The sequence below is a fragment of the Rugamonas sp. GW822-FHT03B10 genome (assembly GCF_058801745.1).
Map to the genome: position 1 here is coordinate 81,564 of NZ_JBXANP010000016.1, position 13,751 is coordinate 95,314.

A 13,751-nucleotide genomic window follows, 5' to 3' on the forward strand; every position below is an offset into this window, starting at 1 on the left:
CGTTTATACCGAATTCAATATCAAGGAATCATCGTGTCCACTACTCCAGAACTGATCCACAGCTACATCGCCGCCGGCCTCGAATGCACCCATCTCGAAGTGGAAGGCGACGGCCACCACTTCCAGGCCGTGATCGTGTCGCCGGCGTTCGCCGGCAAGCGCCCGATCCAGCGCCACCAGCTGGTGTACGCGGCGCTGGGCGACCGCATGCGCGAGGAAATCCACGCGCTGTCGATGAAGACCCTGACCCCAGAAGAATACCAAGGCTAAGCATGGACAAGCTCCTCATTCAAGGCGGCAAGCGCCTGTCCGGCGAGATCTCCATCTCGGGGGCCAAGAACGCGGCCCTGCCCATCCTGTGCGCCGGCCTGCTGACGGCGGGCGACCTGGAACTGTCGAACGTGCCGCACCTGCACGACGTGGCCACCATGCTCAAGCTGCTGGGCCAGACCGGCCTCAAGGTGGAACAGGACGGCGAGCGCGTCACCCTCAACGGCGGCGCCATCACCAAGCTGGAAGCGCCGTACGAGATGGTGAAGACCATGCGCGCCTCGATCCTGGTGCTGGGCCCCCTGCTGGCGCGCTTCGGCGAAGCCAAGGTGTCGCTGCCGGGCGGCTGCGCCATCGGTTCGCGCCCCGTGGACCAGCACATCAAGGGCTTGCAGGCGCTGGGCGCCGAGATCTCCATCGAAGGCGGCTACATCTACGCCAAGTGCAAGAAGCTCAAGGGCACCCGCATCGTCACCGACATGATCACCGTCACCGGCACCGAGAACCTGCTGATGGCGGCCACCCTGGCCGAAGGCGAGACCATCCTCGAAAACGCGGCGCGCGAGCCGGAAGTGACCGACCTGGCCCACCTGCTGGTGGCCATGGGCGCGAAGATCGAAGGCATCGGCACCGACCGCCTGGTGATCCAGGGCGTGCCCGAGCTGCATGGCGCCAAGCACGCCGTGATCTCGGACCGCATCGAGGCGGCCACCTTCCTGTGCGCCGTGGCGGCGGCCGGCGGCGACATCACGCTGCGCAACACCCGCACCGACATCATGGACGCGGCGCTCGACAAGCTGCGCGAAATGGGCCTGGAGATGACGATCGGCGCGGACTCGATCCGCGCGCAGATGCACCGCCGCCCCACCCCGGTCAGCTTCCGCACCACCGAATACCCGGGCTTCCCGACCGACATGCAGGCGCAGTTCATGGCCGTCAACACCGTGGCCGACGGCGCCAGCCGCGTCACCGAGACGATCTTCGAGAACCGCTTCATGCACGTGCAGGAGATGAACCGCCTGGGCGCGGCCATCGAGACCGACGGCAACACGGCCTTCATCAAGGGCGTGGAGCAGCTGGTCGGCGCGCCCGTGATGGCGACCGACCTGCGCGCCTCGGCCTCGCTGGTGATCGCCGCGCTGGCGGCCCGCGGCGAGACGCTGGTGGACCGCATCTACCACCTCGACCGCGGCTACGACCGCATGGAAGTGAAGCTGTCGGCCGTGGGCGCCGACATCCGCCGCATCAAATAACGGGAACCACCATGAGTGCATTTAACGGCCAGTCCAACTCGCAACTGATCCTGGCGCTGTCGAAAGGCCGCATCTTCGAAGACACCCTGCCGCTGCTGGAGGCGGCCGGCATCACCGTGACCGAGAATCCGGAAACGTCGCGCAAGCTGATCCTGAACACCAACGATCCCAACGTGCGCGTGATCATCGTGCGCGCCACCGACGTGCCGACCTACGTGCAGCACGGCGCGGCCGATTTCGGCGTGGCCGGCAAGGACGTGCTGCTCGAGCACGGCGGCGAGGGCCTGTACCAGCCGATCGACCTGAACATCGCCACCTGCCGCATGTCGGTCGCCGTCAAGAACGGCTTCGACTACGAGACGGCCGTGCGCCAGGGCGCGCGCCTGCGCGTGGCCACCAAGTTCGTGCAGACGGCGCGCGAGCACTTCGCCGCCAAGGGCGTGCACGTGGACCTGATCAAGCTGTACGGCTCGATGGAGCTGGCGCCGCTGGTGGGCCTGTCGGACGCCATCGTCGACGTGGTCAGCACCGGCAACACGCTGCGCGCCAACGACCTGGTGGAAGTGGAGGCGATCATGCCGATCTCGTCGCGCCTGATCGTGAACCAGGCCGCGCTGAAGCTCAAGCGCGAGCGTCTGCAACCGATCATCGAAGCGTTCGAACGCGCTTCCCAGCCCAAGAGCCAATAAAGAACAGCCGGAACCGCCCATCATGCCGATTCAGATCACCAAGCTCGACTCCAGCCAAGCCGATTTCCAGTCCGCCCTGTCCGCCCTGCTGGCGTTCGAGGCCAGCACCGACGACGCCATCGAGACGGCCGTCACGGCCATCCTGGCCGACGTCAAGGCGCGCGGCGACGCCGCCGTGCTGGAATACACCAACCGTTTCGACCGCATCCCCTACGGCGGCGCCACCAGCATGGCCGCCTTCGAGGTGTCGCAGCAGGAATTGCAGGCCGCGCTGGCCGCGTTGCCGGACGCCCAGCGCCAGGCGCTGCAGACGGCGGCCGACCGCGTGCGCGCCTTCCACCAGCGCCAGAAGCAGGAACTGAACGGCTTCACCTACACCGAAGCCGATGGCACGGTGCTGGGCCAGAAGGTCACGCCGCTCGACCGCGTGGGCATCTACGTCCCCGGCGGCAAGGCCGCTTATCCATCGTCGGTGCTGATGAACGCGATCCCGGCCCACGTGGCCGGTGTGGGCGAGATCATCATGGTGGTGCCGACCCCGGACGGCGTGAAGAACCAGATGGTGCTGGCCGCCGCCGCCATCGCCGGCGTGACGCGCGTGATCACCATCGGCGGCGCCCAGGCCGTGGCCGCGCTGGCCTACGGCACCGAGACCATCACGCCCGTCGACAAGATCGTCGGCCCCGGCAACGCCTACGTGGCCGCCGCCAAGCGCCGCGTGTTCGGCGTGGTGGGCATCGACATGATCGCCGGCCCGTCGGAGATCCTGGTGGTGTGCGACGGCACCACGGACCCGGACTGGGTGGCCATGGACCTGTTCTCGCAGGCCGAGCACGACGAGCTGGCCCAGGCCATCCTGCTGTGCCCGGACGCGGCCTACATCGCCCGCGTGGAAGCGAGCCTGAACAAGCTGCTGCCGGCCATGCCGCGCGCGGCCACCATCCGCACCTCGCTGACGGACCGTGGCGCCCTGGTCAAGGTGCGCGACATGGACGAGGCCTGCGCCATCGCCAACGCCATCGCGGCCGAGCACCTGGAAATCTCGGCCGAACAACCGCAGCAGTGGGCAGACAAGATCCGCCACGCCGGCGCCATGTTCCTGGGCCGCTTCTCGTCCGAATCGCTGGGCGACTATTGCTGCGGTCCCAACCACGTGCTGCCCACCTCGCGCACGGCGCGCTTCTCGTCGCCGCTGGGCGTGTACGATTTCCAGAAGCGCTCGTCCATCATCCACGTGAGCGAGGCGGGCGCCCAGACCCTGGGCAAGGTGGCGGCCGAACTGGCCTACGGCGAAGGCTTGCAGGCGCACGCCCGCAGCGCGGAACTGCGCCTCAAGTCGGCCATCTGAGATGGATGCTTGGCTGAACCAGGTTTTTTGCGAGGATGCGCTGACCGGACTGGCGCGCATCCCCGATGGTTCCGTCGATCTGATCCTCACCGACCCGCCCTACAACCTCGGCAAGGACTACGGCAACGCGTCGGACAAGCAAAGCGTGGATGACTACCTGCGCTGGACCGAACAGTGGATCGACCTGGCCCTGCCCAAGCTCAAGCCCAACGGCAGCCTGTACATCTTCCTCACGTGGCGCTTCTCGCCCGAGATCTTCGTCATGCTCAAGCAACGCATGACGATGATGAACGAGATCATCTGGGACCGCCGCGTGCCGTCCATGGGCGGCAGCGTGCGCAGCTTCTCGTCGGTGCATGACACCATCGGCTTTTTCGTGCGCCGCAAGGATTACTATTTCGACCTGGACGCGGTGCGCATCCCGTACGACGCGGCCACCAAGAAGGCCCGCTCGCGCTCCATCTTCGTCGGTGCCAAGTGGCTGGAGGTGGGCTACAACCCGAAGGATCTGTGGAGCGTGTCGCGCCTGCACCGCGAGCACCCGGAGCGGGCCGACCATCCGACCCAGAAGCCGCTGGAGATCATCGAACGCATGGTCAAGGCATCGTGCCCGCCGGACGGCGTGGTGCTGGACCTGTTCATGGGCAGCGGCACCACGGCCATCGCGGCCCGCCGCTGCGGCCGTCAGTTCGTCGGCTTTGAATTGAACCCCGATTACTGCGCCATCATCAACGAGCGGCTGGCGCAGCTGGACGACGACGCAGTCGCCGCCTAGCCCGCCCACCCCACCAGGAGCTTTGCCAGATGTCCGCCGTATCCAACCTCATCGCCGCCACCATCCGTGCCGACGTGCGCGCCATCGGCAGCTACCATGTGCCCGATGCGAGCGGCTACATCAAGCTCGACGCGATGGAGAACCCGTATGCCCTGCCCGAGCCGCTGCTGCGCGAGCTGGGCCGGCGCCTGGCCGACGCCACGCTGAACCGCTATCCGGTGGCCTCGTACAGCGCGCTCAAGCAGCGCATCTGCGCGCGGCTGGGCGTGCCGGCCGGTTACGACGTCATGCTCGGCAATGGTTCGGACGAGCTGATCTCCATCCTCGACATGGCCTGCGCGCTGCAGGAGCGGCGCGCCGTGGTGCTGGCGCCCACGCCGTCGTTCGTCATGTACCAGCGCTCGGCCCAGTTCGCGGGCATGGATTTCGTCGGCGTGCCGCTCAAGGATGATCTGACGCTGGACTTGCCGGCCATGCTGGCCGCCATCGCCCAACACCGGCCGTCGCTGGTCTACCTGTCCTACCCGAACAACCCGACCGGCAACCTGTTCGAGGCCGACGCCATCGTCGCCATCATCGAGGCATTGGGCGAGACCGGCATCGCCGTGGTGGACGAGGCCTACGAGCCGTTCGCCCAGGCCAGCTTCATGGACCGCCTGCCCGCGTTCCCCAACCTGGTCGTGATGCGCACCGTGTCCAAGCTGGGCCTGGCCGGCATCCGCCTCGGCTACATGTCGGCCGCGCCCGAATTGCTGGCCCAGTTCGACAAAGTGCGGCCTCCTTACAACATCAACGTGCTGACCCAGGCGGCGGCCGAATTCGCGCTCGACCACGTGGACGTGCTGAACCAGCAGGCGGCGCAGTTGCGGGCCGCGCGCACCGATTTGGCGGCCGCCATGGCGGCCCTGCCCGGGGTGACGGTGTTCCCGTCGGCGGCGAATTTTATCTTGATTCGGGTGCCAAACGCCGATGATGCCTACGCGAAACTCCTTGATCGCAAGGTATTAGTCAAAAATGTGAGTAAAATGCACGCTGTGCTGTCCAATTGTTTGCGCATCACGGTCAGCACCCCGGAAGAAAACGCCGCCTTCCTCGATGCCCTGCAAGCATCGTTGGCAGCCTGATACCATCGTAGAGCCCTTCATGAACCGCACCGCAGAAATCACGCGCAACACCAACGAGACGCAGGTCCGCGTCGCCATCAACCTGGACGGCACCGGCCAGCAAAAGCTAAACACCGGCGTGCCCTTCCTCGACCACATGCTGGATCAGATCGCCCGCCACGGGCTGATCGACCTGGAGGTGGAAGCGACGGGCGACATTCACATCGACAACCACCACACGGTGGAGGACGTGGGCATCACGCTGGGCATGGCGGTGGCCAAGGCCGTCGGCGACCGCAAGGGCATCCGCCGCTACGGCCACGCTTATGTGCCGCTGGACGAGGCGCTGTCGCGCGTGGTGCTCGATTTCTCGGGCCGTCCCGGCATCGAATACCATATCCCGTTCACGCGCGCCATGATCGGCACCTTCGACGTCGACCTGACGCTGGAATTCTTCCGCGGCTTCGTCAACCACGCGCTGGTGACGCTGCACATCGACAACCTGCGCGGCACCAACGCCCACCACCAATGCGAAACCGTGTTCAAGGCCTTCGGCCGCGCGCTGCGCATGGCGGCGGAACTGGACGAGCGGGCCGCCGGCACCATCCCTTCGACCAAAGGCAGCCTGTAAGCACGCCCCCGCCGGGCGGGCGGCTCCGGTCACTCTTAGCATGCATGGAATATGAATAAAATTGTTGTAGTGGATTACGGCATGGGCAACCTGCGCTCGGTGGCGCAGGCGCTGCGCGCCGTGGCGCCGGAAGCGGACGTGAAAATTTCCGGCGACGTGGCCGACATCGAGAACGCGCACCGCATCGTGCTGCCGGGCCAGGGCGCCATGCCCGACTGCATGCGCAGCCTGCGCGAGTCGGGCGTGCAGGAGGCGCTGATGCGCGCGGCCGAGTCCAAGCCGCTGATGGGCGTGTGCATCGGCGAGCAGATGCTGTTCGACGTGAGCGAGGAAGGCAACGCGGCCGGCCTGGGCTTGTTGCCCGGCAAGGTGGTGCGCTTCCAGCTCGACGGCATGCTGCAGGACGACGGCTCGCGCTACAAGGTGCCGCAGATGGGATGGAACCAAGTGCGCCAGACGGCGTCTCACCCGTTGTGGCAGGGTATTCCGGACAACAGCTATTTTTATTTCGTGCACAGCTATTACGTCGAACCGGCGCAGGCGGCCCACGTGGTGGGCGAGACCGTGTACGGCAAGCCGTTCGCCTGCGCCGTGGCGCGCGACAACATCTTCGCCACCCAGTTCCACCCGGAGAAGAGCGCGGCCATGGGCCTGCAACTGTACAAGAACTTCGTTCACTGGCAACCTTGAGTTCCTCCCCCTTTTACTCTTACTTCTGACACCATCATGCTGCTCATTCCTGCCATCGACCTCAAAGACGGTCACTGCGTGCGCCTGAAACAAGGCGATATGGAACTTGCCACCGTATTTTCCGAAGAACCGGCCGACATGGCGCTGCACTGGCTCAAGCAGGGCGCCCGCCGCCTGCACCTGGTGGATCTGAACGGCGCGTTCGCCGGCAAGCCGAAGAACGAGGGCGCCATCAAGGCCATCCTCAAGGTGGTGCAGGACTTCGCGCTGGAAAACGACATCGATGAGATCCCCGTCCAGCTGGGCGGCGGCATCCGCGACCTCGACACCATCGAGCGCTACCTGGACGCCGGCATCAGCTACGTGATCATCGGCACGGCCGCCGTCAAGAGCCCAGGCTTCCTGCACGACGCCTGCGGCGCCTTCCCCGGCCACATCATCGTCGGCCTGGACGCCAAGGATGGCAAGGTGGCCACGGACGGCTGGAGCAAGATGTCGGGCCACGAGGTGATCGACCTGGCGCAGAAATTCGAAGCCTATGGCGTGGAGTCCATCATTTACACCGACATCGGCCGCGACGGCATGATGGGCGGCGTGAACATCGAGGCCACCGTCAAGCTGGCCCAGGCCGTGAAGATCCCCGTGATCGCCTCGGGCGGCCTGCACAACCTGGGCGACGTGGAAGCGCTGTGCGCGGTGCAGGACGAAGGCATCGAAGGCGTGATCTGCGGCCGTTCCATCTACGAGGGCACGCTGGACCTGGCTGCGGCCCAGGTGCGCGCGGACGAGCTGACCGACGGCGCCGCTGAGTAAGCGCGCCAGATTCTTTGATTATGGCCTGCGGGCCGACGGGTTCCAACATGCTTGCAAAACGTATCATCCCCTGCCTGGACGTGACCGATGGCCGCGTCGTCAAGGGCGTCAATTTCACCGAGCTGCGCGACGCCGGCGACCCGGTCGAGATCGCGCGCCGCTATGACGAACAGGGCGCCGACGAACTGACCTTCCTCGACATCACGGCCACCAGCGACAACCGCGGCCTGATCCTGCACATCATCGAGGCGGTGGCCTCGCAGGTGTTCATTCCGCTGACGGTGGGCGGCGGCGTGCGCGAGGTGGCCGATGTGCGCCGCCTGCTCAACGCGGGCGCCGACAAGATCAGCATGAATTCCTCGGCCGTGGCCAACCCGCAGCTGGTGTACGACGCCTCGCAGAAGCACGGTTCGCAGTGCATCGTGGTGGCGATCGACGCCAAGCAGGTGTCGCCCGGCAAGTGGGAGGTGTTCACCCATGGCGGACGCAAGGCCACCGGCCTGGACGCGATCGAATGGGCGCGCAAGATGGAGCAGCTGGGCGCGGGCGAGATCCTGCTCACCAGCATGGACCGCGACGGCACCAAGTCCGGCTTCGACCTGGCGCTGACGCGCGGCGTGTCCGACGCCGTCGGCATCCCCGTGATCGCCTCGGGTGGCGTGGGTGGCCTGCAGGACTTGGCAGACGGCATCAAGCTGGGCCGCGCCGACGCCGTGCTGGCGGCCAGCATCTTCCACTACGGCCAGCACACGGTGCAGGAAGCCAAGCAGTTCATGGCGGCCCAGGGCATCCCGATGCGGCTGGCATGAGCGGAGGAACGAACATGGCCACGCCACCCAACAACGGCCTCGCCAAGGCCAAATGGCTGAAGAAAGTGCAATGGGACGAGAACGGGCTGGTGCCCGTGATCGCCCAGGAAGCGGGCAGCAACGACGTGCTGATGTTCGCCTGGATGAACCGCGAGGCGCTGGCGCGCACGGTGGAGCTGGGCGAGGCCGTGTACTGGAGCCGTTCGCGCAAGAAACTGTGGCACAAGGGCGAGGAGTCCGGCCACGTGCAGAAGGTGCTGGAGATCCGCCTCGATTGCGACGAGGACGTGGTGCTGCTCAAGATCGAGCAGGCCGGCGGCATCGCCTGCCACACGGGGCGCCATTCCTGCTTCTTCCAGAAATTCGAGGGCGACGCGCTGGAAGGCGACTGGCAGGTCGCCGAGCCGGTGTTGAAAGACCCGGCCATCATCTATCCCGAACCCGCCAAGCCGGCGCCCAAGGCCGTGGCCAAACCGAACAAGACTAAACCGACATGAGTGCAATCCTGGACCGCGTAGCGGACATCATCGAATCGCGCAAGCTGGCCAACGGCGGCGACCCGGCCACCTCCTACGTCTCGCGCCTGTTCGCCAAGGGCGACGACGCCATCCTCAAGAAGATCGGCGAGGAGGCCACCGAGACGGTGATGGCGGCCAAGGACGCGCGCGCCGGCGGCGACGCCTCCAAGGTGCTGTACGAGTGCGCCGACCTGTGGTTCCATACGCTGGTGCTGCTGGCCCAGTTCGACCTGACCCCGCAGCAGGTGCTCGACGAGCTGGCGCGGCGCGAGGGCGTGTCCGGCATCGTGGAGAAGGCGTCCCGCCCGGACGCGCCGGGCGACGGCGCCTGACCCTGACCGTAACAACCCGACTTTTTAGGAGTGTTTGTGGACAACTGTATTTTTTGCAAGATCGCGGCCAAGCAGATCCCGTCGACCATCGTCTACGAGGACGAGGACTTGCTGGCGTTCAAGGACATCAACCCGGCCGCGCCCGTGCATCTGCTGCTGATCCCCAAGCAGCATTTCGCCACCCTCTCCGACTGCACGGCCAGCCAGGCCGCGCTGCTGGGCAAGATGCTGGCCCTGGTGCCGCGCCTGGCCGAGGAATTCGGCTGCGCCGTCCGCTACGACGCCGACGGCATGCCGACGGGCGGCTACAAAACCATCATCAATAGCGGCCCCGACGGCGGGCAAGAGGTGTACCATCTGCACCTGCACCTGGTGGGCGGCCCGCATCCGTGGCGTCGCCTGCATTGAACGGGGCGCCGCGCAGCTAAGCATTCCGGACGAGATCATGTTAGTCCATGTGACAAATACATGACGGGCCGCGCTTCGCTTATACTGTGGATATTGGTTATCATTGGGTTCTTTGGGCGTAACCGCCTTGCAAGGGGAATAAGATGGGTTCTATGAGTATTTGGCACTGGCTGATCGTGCTGGTGGTCGTGATGCTGGTGTTCGGTACCAAAAAGCTGGGCAACATGGGTTCCGACATCGGCAAGGCCGTCAAGGGCTTCAAGGATGGCGTGCGCGGCGAGGAAGACAAGCCGGCGGCCACCACCCCGCCCACGATCGACGTCGACGCGAAAGAGAAGAACAAGCAGTAAGCGGCGCGGGGCCCCGGCCCCGACCGCGATAGCTTGCGCCTTATGATCGATCTCGGTCTTTCCAAACTAGCCATCATCGGCGTCGTCGCCCTGGTCGTCATCGGTCCCGAAAAGCTGCCCAAGGTGGCGCGGATGGCCGGGTCCCTGTACGGCCGGGCCCAGCGTTATCTGAACGAAGTCAAATCCGAAGTCTCGCGCGAGATCGAGATGGAGGAATTGAAGAACCTGCAAAAGGAAGTGCAGCAGGCGGCCCAGAACGTCAAGCAGGACGTGGAAAAGGCGGTCTCGGACAACCTGGGCGACCTGCAAGGCGCCTGGGACGGCACCCCGCTGCCGGTGACCGAGCGCCTGATCAGCGCCACGCCGGACGACCTGTCCCGCAAGGCACGCGAGTTCCGCCGCAAGAAGCTGGTGCGCAATTCGGCCATTCCCGGCTGGTACAAGCAGCGCCACGGCGGCAAGATGCATGTCACATCGGGCGCGGCGCGCGTGGCCCGTTTCCGCCCGCGCGGCAATTCCTCCTCCTCGTTTTACTAAATGACTACTTCTGAGCAGGGCGAAGAGACCTTTATCTCTCACCTGATCGAGCTGCGCGACCGGCTGGTCAAGGCCTCGATCGGCATCGTGCTTGTGTGCATCGGGCTGCTCGTGTGGCCCGGCCCCTCGCACATCTACGACATCATCGCGCGTCCCATGATCGCCTCGCTGCCGGTCGGCTCGAAGATGATCGCCACCGGCGTCATCTCGCCGTTCCTGGTGCCGATGAAGGTGACGCTGGTGATCGCCTTCATCCTGGCCCTGCCGTGGGTGCTGTACCAGCTGTGGGCCTTCATCGCGCCCGGCCTGTACGCGCACGAGAAACGGCTGATCGCGCCGCTGGTGGTCTCGTCGTCGTTGCTGTTCATGATGGGGGTGGCGTTCTGCTACTTCTTCGTGTTCGGCCGCGTGTTCAAGTTCATCAGCGAGTTCTCGCCGCAGTCGATCGCCGTCACGCCCGATATCGAAAACTATCTCGATTTCGTCATGTCGATGTGTCTGGCGTTCGGCGCCACGTTCGAAGTGCCGGTGGTGGTGGTGATCCTGGTGCGCATGGGCCTGGTGAGCGTGGAGAAGCTCAAGGAAGTGCGGCCCTACGCCATCGTGGGCGCCTTCGTGGTGGCGGCCGTCGTTACGCCGCCCGACATCGTCAGCCAGTTCTCGCTGGCCCTGCCCATGTGCCTGCTATTCGAGCTGGGCTTGCTGGTCGCGCCCATCTTCGTGCGCGTGACCCAGGCGCCGGAAGAGACGTCGTGACTGCAGGGACGGCTTTGAGGCGTCGCAATTGATGGCGACTCGCCGCCTCAGGCGAACAGTTTGATGAGGATGAGGGCGTTGGCGGCGAGGTTGAGGTAGAGTAGCCAGCGCAGTCCGGCACACTGCCCGGCCGTCCGGTCGACCTTGACGTCGAGCGCTTGAAGCTTGACGTCGAGCGATTGAATCTTGATGTCGAGCGCTTTCATGCACCTCGGCCTGCGGCTGGGGGACGCCCCCTTCCGCCAGCTTTCTGGCGTACTCAAGCGTGCCGAATTGTATGGGCATGGTCATTGTCGCTCCCGGATTTCATCGTAGCAGAAACGACATCGCGACGCCGTCACTGCGGCAATCGTCGCGGACCCCATTTTCTGGCGCTTGCGGACCCGCAAACGGACGCCATACGCGCGGCCCGCGCAAGCCCGCGCGCGGGTGCTGCAAAGCAAACGGGACGCTCACCGCGTCCCGTCGTGCCACTGCCTGCGCGCAAGGCCGCTTACTGGGTCATCAGCTCGCGGATCATGGGTACCGGCGCGCTGCCGTAGCTGAGGAATTGCTCATGGAATTGCTTGAGCGAGAACTTGCTGCCCAGCGCCTGCTTGCGCTGCTCGCGCAATTCCATGATGGCGCTGTAGCCGCTGAAATAACTGGTCAGCTGCACCGACGTCACCTGCACCCGGTGCCATTTCTCCTCCGCCTCGCTGCGGGTCTGGAACGCCTGGCGCGTCAGCAGGTCCATGGCCTGTTCCTGCGTCATGCCCAGCACGTGCACGCTGTAGTCGAGGATGGTGTTGGTCACGCTGCGCAGATTCCATTTCGACCACATCAGCCACATCTCGGGCGCGTTGTCGCCGTAGCCCGATTCGAGCATCATGCGCTCGCCGTACACGGCCCAGCCCTCCACCATGGCGCCATTGCCGAAGATGGACTTGACGATGGACGGCGAACGGTTGGCGTACACGAGCTGCGCGTAGTGGCCGGGTATGGCTTCGTGGATGTTGAGGATCTGCAGGATCCAGTCGTTGTATTCGCGCAGGCTGCTTTCGGCCGCCTCCGGGGTGGCGCCGTCGAGCGGGGTCACGTTGTAGTAGGTGCGGTCCTGCGGCCGGTACGGGCCGGGCGCGTCGATGCTGGCGCCGGCCACGCCGCTCTGGTAGGCCGGGGTGGCGCGCACCTCGAGCTGCTTGCTGGGGTCGAGCGTCAGCAGGTCATGGCTGATCACCCAGTCCTGCAGCAGCGGCACCTGGCGCCGGATCTCGCTGAAGAAATTCTCGCGCGCCACGTGGTGGCTCGACAGCTTGTCGATCACCATGCTGATCTTGGCGTAGCGGTCGTCGGGCTTGGCGGCGTCGCCCATGGTCTTGGTCCACAGCTCGTCGGACAGCTTGTCCATATTGGCCAGCAATTCCTCGCGGGCGGCCAGCGCCTTGTTGTACGTCTGCTCGGCCGTGCCGCCGGACTGGATGTCGAACGCGAATTTCTGCTCGTACAAGTCCTTGCCGATGCGGAACGAGCGGCCGGTGCCGTTCTTGGCCATGGTCTGGTCCAGGTCCTTCAGGAAGGCCACGTAGCCGTCGACGGCCGTCAGCGCCGCGTTGATGCGCTGGGTGAACAGCTGCTTTTCCACCGGCGTGAGGATGGACGCCTGGGCTTCCTTGTCGAGCTGGGTCAGCACGGTGAGCACGCCGGGCGCCTGCGCGATGGCCAGCCTGGTGTGCTCGGGCGTGGGGTCGGTCAGGTTGGCGCGGGCCGCGTCGTAATAGGCGGGGATGCTGGCGATGCGCTTGAGCAGCGTGCGCAGCCGCTGCGGCTTGGCCGCGTATTTCGTGCTGAGGATCAGGTCGATCGGCCCGGCCGGGTTGTACAGCGCCGGATTCCACTGGAATTCGCGGAACGTGGTGAGGTTGAAGCGGTCCGAGTTCAGCTTGTTGATGAGCAGCGCCAGGTCGGTGCGCCGGCTGGCCGACAGCTGGCGCGTGTCGACCTTGGCGAAGCGGCCCAGCCAGTCGTCCGTGAACGCCTGCTGTTTGGCCAGCGTGGCCGGGTCGTAGACGGTCATGCTGGCGGCCGTGTCGTACTTGCCGGCGTAGATCGCGCTTTCCGGGTCGATGCGCCACAGCGCGTTCAGGAATTGCACGCTGAGCGCGTCGAGCGCCTTGTCCTGGCGCCGCTCGGGCGACACGGGGTGGGCGTTGTGCACGGCGGCGGCCACGGTGGCCGCCGCCACCGGCGCGGCCGCGTGGCCCTTGCCGTGCTTGCCGCTGCTTTTACTACCGCTTTTGCCGCCACTCTTGCCGCTGGATTTGCTGTCGCCCTTGGCATGTTTGCCGTGGGACGAACTCTTGGTCCCCGCTTTGGCCGTGCTGGCGGCCGCCTTGGCATGGTGTTGGTGGGTGCTGGCGCTGGCCGGCGCCAGCGCGATCGACGTCAGCAGCGCAGCCAGCGCGATGGGGGTCTTCATCATAGAAAAGC

The 13,751-nt window shown here is 65.6% G+C and carries 18 protein-coding genes; 16 read left to right on the forward strand and 2 right to left on the reverse strand.

From position 1 onward, the window contains the following. Positions 1-33 precede the first annotated feature (33 nt). The 16 genes from AC1RQG_RS21595 to tatC all read left to right on the forward strand — a co-directional run bounded on the left by AC1RQG_RS21595 (position 34) and on the right by tatC (position 11,282). Positions 34-270 carry a BolA family protein gene (locus AC1RQG_RS21595; protein ID WP_493134431.1) on the forward strand — a complete coding sequence of 79 codons (237 nt, stop codon included), beginning with the start codon at positions 34-36 and terminating at the stop codon, positions 268-270. 2 nt (positions 271-272) lie between these two features. Next, positions 273-1,523, forward strand: coding sequence for a UDP-N-acetylglucosamine 1-carboxyvinyltransferase (gene murA / locus AC1RQG_RS21600; RefSeq protein WP_493134433.1), 1,251 nt, complete (start codon positions 273-275; stop codon positions 1,521-1,523). Positions 1,524-1,534: 11 nt separating this feature from the next. Further along, a complete protein-coding gene (hisG, locus tag AC1RQG_RS21605) occupies positions 1,535-2,212 on the forward strand; it encodes an ATP phosphoribosyltransferase (RefSeq protein ID WP_182160946.1) in 678 nt (225 codons plus the stop codon). A 22-nt stretch (positions 2,213-2,234) separates the two neighbouring features. After that, positions 2,235-3,560, forward strand: coding sequence for a histidinol dehydrogenase (gene hisD, locus AC1RQG_RS21610; protein ID WP_493134434.1), 1,326 nt, complete (start codon positions 2,235-2,237; stop codon positions 3,558-3,560). A 1-nt stretch (position 3,561) separates the two neighbouring features. Beyond that, entirely contained in the window at positions 3,562-4,335 is a 774-nt protein-coding gene (locus AC1RQG_RS21615; RefSeq protein ID WP_493134436.1) for a DNA-methyltransferase, read from the forward strand. Positions 4,336-4,364: 29 nt separating this feature from the next. Next, complete coding sequence (hisC, locus tag AC1RQG_RS21620; RefSeq protein ID WP_493134437.1) at positions 4,365-5,459, forward strand: histidinol-phosphate transaminase; 1,095 nt, start codon at positions 4,365-4,367, stop codon at positions 5,457-5,459. 19 nt (positions 5,460-5,478) lie between these two features. Continuing rightward, positions 5,479-6,069, forward strand: a complete 591-nt coding sequence (gene hisB / locus AC1RQG_RS21625) for an imidazoleglycerol-phosphate dehydratase HisB (protein WP_493134438.1) — start codon at positions 5,479-5,481, stop codon at positions 6,067-6,069. A 51-nt stretch (positions 6,070-6,120) separates the two neighbouring features. Beyond that, entirely contained in the window at positions 6,121-6,759 is a 639-nt protein-coding gene (gene hisH / locus AC1RQG_RS21630) for an imidazole glycerol phosphate synthase subunit HisH (RefSeq protein WP_493134440.1), read from the forward strand. 36 nt (positions 6,760-6,795) lie between these two features. After that, on the forward strand, positions 6,796-7,572 hold the full coding sequence (gene hisA / locus AC1RQG_RS21635) for a 1-(5-phosphoribosyl)-5-[(5-phosphoribosylamino)methylideneamino]imidazole-4-carboxamide isomerase (RefSeq protein ID WP_493134441.1): 777 nt from the start codon (positions 6,796-6,798) through the stop codon (positions 7,570-7,572). Between the two features lie 47 nt (positions 7,573-7,619). Next, the gene (hisF, locus tag AC1RQG_RS21640; protein WP_493134443.1) at positions 7,620-8,381 is read left to right on the forward strand and encodes an imidazole glycerol phosphate synthase subunit HisF; all 762 of its coding nucleotides are present in this window, start codon (positions 7,620-7,622) and stop codon (positions 8,379-8,381) included. 14 nt (positions 8,382-8,395) lie between these two features. Beyond that, a complete protein-coding gene (hisI, locus tag AC1RQG_RS21645) occupies positions 8,396-8,878 on the forward strand; it encodes a phosphoribosyl-AMP cyclohydrolase (RefSeq protein WP_493134445.1) in 483 nt (160 codons plus the stop codon). Continuing rightward, positions 8,875-9,231, forward strand: a complete 357-nt coding sequence (locus tag AC1RQG_RS21650) for a phosphoribosyl-ATP diphosphatase (protein WP_493134447.1) — start codon at positions 8,875-8,877, stop codon at positions 9,229-9,231. The genes hisI and AC1RQG_RS21650 overlap by 4 nt, the downstream gene beginning before the upstream one ends. A gap of 36 nt (positions 9,232-9,267) precedes the next feature. Further along, positions 9,268-9,639 (forward strand): histidine triad nucleotide-binding protein, encoded by a 372-nt coding sequence (locus AC1RQG_RS21655; RefSeq protein WP_493134449.1) that lies wholly within the window; start codon positions 9,268-9,270, stop codon positions 9,637-9,639. A gap of 143 nt (positions 9,640-9,782) precedes the next feature. After that, positions 9,783-9,989 (forward strand): Sec-independent protein translocase subunit TatA, encoded by a 207-nt coding sequence (gene tatA, locus AC1RQG_RS21660; protein WP_493134450.1) that lies wholly within the window; start codon positions 9,783-9,785, stop codon positions 9,987-9,989. A 42-nt stretch (positions 9,990-10,031) separates the two neighbouring features. Continuing rightward, a complete protein-coding gene (gene tatB / locus AC1RQG_RS21665; RefSeq protein WP_493134451.1) occupies positions 10,032-10,526 on the forward strand; it encodes a Sec-independent protein translocase protein TatB in 495 nt (164 codons plus the stop codon). Then, on the forward strand, positions 10,527-11,282 hold the full coding sequence (gene tatC, locus AC1RQG_RS21670; RefSeq protein ID WP_493134453.1) for a twin-arginine translocase subunit TatC: 756 nt from the start codon (positions 10,527-10,529) through the stop codon (positions 11,280-11,282). A 47-nt stretch (positions 11,283-11,329) separates the two neighbouring features. On the opposite strand, the gene AC1RQG_RS21675 is transcribed toward tatC, so the two are convergent. After that, a complete protein-coding gene (locus tag AC1RQG_RS21675) occupies positions 11,330-11,488 on the reverse strand; it encodes a hypothetical protein (RefSeq protein ID WP_493134455.1) in 159 nt (52 codons plus the stop codon). A 287-nt stretch (positions 11,489-11,775) separates the two neighbouring features. Continuing rightward, entirely contained in the window at positions 11,776-13,743 is a 1,968-nt protein-coding gene (locus AC1RQG_RS21680) for a DUF885 domain-containing protein (RefSeq protein WP_493134457.1), read from the reverse strand. Between the last annotated feature and the right edge of the window lie 8 nt (positions 13,744-13,751).

What these genes read in the sequence shown, in the direction of transcription:
- hisA (WP_493134441.1), top strand. Translation starts at nt 6,796, where the DNA reads ATGCTGCTCATTCCTGCCATCGACCTCAAAGACGGTCACTGCGTGCGC.
- tatB (WP_493134451.1), top strand. Translation starts at nt 10,032, where the DNA reads ATGATCGATCTCGGTCTTTCCAAACTAGCCATCATCGGCGTCGTCGCC.
- hisG (WP_182160946.1), top strand. Translation starts at nt 1,535, where the DNA reads ATGAGTGCATTTAACGGCCAGTCCAACTCGCAACTGATCCTGGCGCTG.
- AC1RQG_RS21675 (WP_493134455.1), bottom strand. Translation starts at nt 11,488, where the DNA reads ATGAAAGCGCTCGACATCAAGATTCAATCGCTCGACGTCAAGCTTCAA.
- hisH (WP_493134440.1), top strand. Translation starts at nt 6,121, where the DNA reads ATGAATAAAATTGTTGTAGTGGATTACGGCATGGGCAACCTGCGCTCG.
- AC1RQG_RS21680 (WP_493134457.1), bottom strand. Translation starts at nt 13,743, where the DNA reads ATGATGAAGACCCCCATCGCGCTGGCTGCGCTGCTGACGTCGATCGCG.
- hisD (WP_493134434.1), top strand. Translation starts at nt 2,235, where the DNA reads ATGCCGATTCAGATCACCAAGCTCGACTCCAGCCAAGCCGATTTCCAG.
- hisI (WP_493134445.1), top strand. Translation starts at nt 8,396, where the DNA reads ATGGCCACGCCACCCAACAACGGCCTCGCCAAGGCCAAATGGCTGAAG.
- hisF (WP_493134443.1), top strand. Translation starts at nt 7,620, where the DNA reads ATGCTTGCAAAACGTATCATCCCCTGCCTGGACGTGACCGATGGCCGC.
- tatA (WP_493134450.1), top strand. Translation starts at nt 9,783, where the DNA reads ATGGGTTCTATGAGTATTTGGCACTGGCTGATCGTGCTGGTGGTCGTG.
- AC1RQG_RS21650 (WP_493134447.1), top strand. Translation starts at nt 8,875, where the DNA reads ATGAGTGCAATCCTGGACCGCGTAGCGGACATCATCGAATCGCGCAAG.
- murA (WP_493134433.1), top strand. Translation starts at nt 273, where the DNA reads ATGGACAAGCTCCTCATTCAAGGCGGCAAGCGCCTGTCCGGCGAGATC.
- AC1RQG_RS21615 (WP_493134436.1), top strand. Translation starts at nt 3,562, where the DNA reads ATGGATGCTTGGCTGAACCAGGTTTTTTGCGAGGATGCGCTGACCGGA.
- hisB (WP_493134438.1), top strand. Translation starts at nt 5,479, where the DNA reads ATGAACCGCACCGCAGAAATCACGCGCAACACCAACGAGACGCAGGTC.
- tatC (WP_493134453.1), top strand. Translation starts at nt 10,527, where the DNA reads ATGACTACTTCTGAGCAGGGCGAAGAGACCTTTATCTCTCACCTGATC.
- hisC (WP_493134437.1), top strand. Translation starts at nt 4,365, where the DNA reads ATGTCCGCCGTATCCAACCTCATCGCCGCCACCATCCGTGCCGACGTG.